Here is a 1,474-nt window from a genome sequence, read left to right as displayed (position 1 = left end):
ATGTACTTATAGTAAAGGAGGTGATCCAACCACAGGTTCCCCTACGGTTACCTTGTTACGACTTCACCCCAGTTATGAATCACAAAGTGGTAAGCGCCCTCCTTAAAGGTTAAGCAACTTACTTCTTTTACAACTCACTTCCATGGTGTGACGGGCGGTGTGTACAAGGCCCGGGAACGTATTCACCGTAGCGTTCTGATCTACGATTACTAGCGATTCCGACTTCATGGAGTCGAGTTGCAGACTCCAATCCGAACTACGATATATTTTGTGAGATCCGCTTACTCTCGCGAGGATGCTTCCCTTTGTATATACCATTGTAGCACGTGTGTAGCCCTGGTCGTAAGGGCCATGATGACTTGACGTCGTCCTCACCTTCCTCCGGTTTATCACCGGCAGTTTCCTTTGAGTTCCCGGCCGAACCGATGGCAACAAAGGACAAGGGTTGCGCTCGTTGCGGGACTTAACCCAACATTTCACAACACGAGCTGACGACAGCCATGCAGCACCTGTCTCATGGTTCCCGAAGGCACTAAAGTATCTCTACTAAATTCCATGGATGTCAAGACCAGGTAAGGTTTTTCGCGTTGCATCGAATTAAACCACATGCTCCACCGCTTGTGCGGGCCCCCGTCAATTCATTTGAGTTTTAACCTTGCGGTCGTACTCCCCAGGCGGTCGACTTAACGCGTTAGCTACGAAAGTTATAAGTCAAGCTTACAGCCTCCAAGTCGACATCGTTTACAGCATGGACTACCAGGGTATCTAATCCTGTTTGCTCCCCACGCTTTCGCACCTGAGCGTCAGTATTCGTCCAGGGGGTCGCCTTCGCCACTGGTATTCCTCCAGATATCTACGCATTTCACCGCTACACCTGGAATTCTACCCCCCTCTACGAAACTCAAGTATACTAGTTTCAAATGCAATTCCTAAGTTAAGCTCAGGGATTTCACATCTGACTTAATATACCGCCTACGTGCTCTTTACGCCCAGTAATTCCGATTAACGCTAGCACCCTCCGTATTACCGCGGCTGCTGGCACGGAGTTAGCCGGTGCTTCTTTTACAAGTAACGTCAGTAATAAAATTTATTAAATTTTATTATTTCTTTCTTGTTGAAAGTACTTTACAACCCTAAGGCCTTCTTCATACACGCGGCATAGCTGCATCAGGCTTTCGCCCATTGTGCAATATTCCCCACTGCTGCCTCCCGTAGGAGTCTGGACCGTATCTCAGTTCCAGTGTGGCTGATCATCCTCTCAGACCAGCTAGAGATCGTAGCCTAGGTAGGCTTTTACCCTACCTACTAGCTAATCTCGTCTGGGTTCATTTATAGGTATGAGGTTCTATAAAAAAAATATAAAATCCCCCACTTTGATCTTGCGATATTATGCGGTATTAGCTATCGTTTCCAATAGTTATCCCCCTCCAATAAGTAGATCCCCAGATATTACTCACCCGTCCGCCGCTTGCCG

At 47.6% G+C, this 1,474-nt stretch carries 1 rRNA gene (only partly in view); it reads right to left on the bottom strand.

What is annotated here, in order from left to right:
* Positions 1-13: 13 nt before the first annotated feature.
* A 16S ribosomal RNA gene (locus GJT80_RS00010) occupies positions 14-1,474 on the bottom strand; it runs 107 nt beyond the window's last position.

The organism is Enterobacteriaceae endosymbiont of Plateumaris braccata, assembly GCF_012563325.1.
Classification (GTDB): Bacteria; Pseudomonadota; Gammaproteobacteria; order Enterobacterales; family Enterobacteriaceae.
This window is presented reverse-complemented; position numbering and strand designations above follow the sequence as displayed.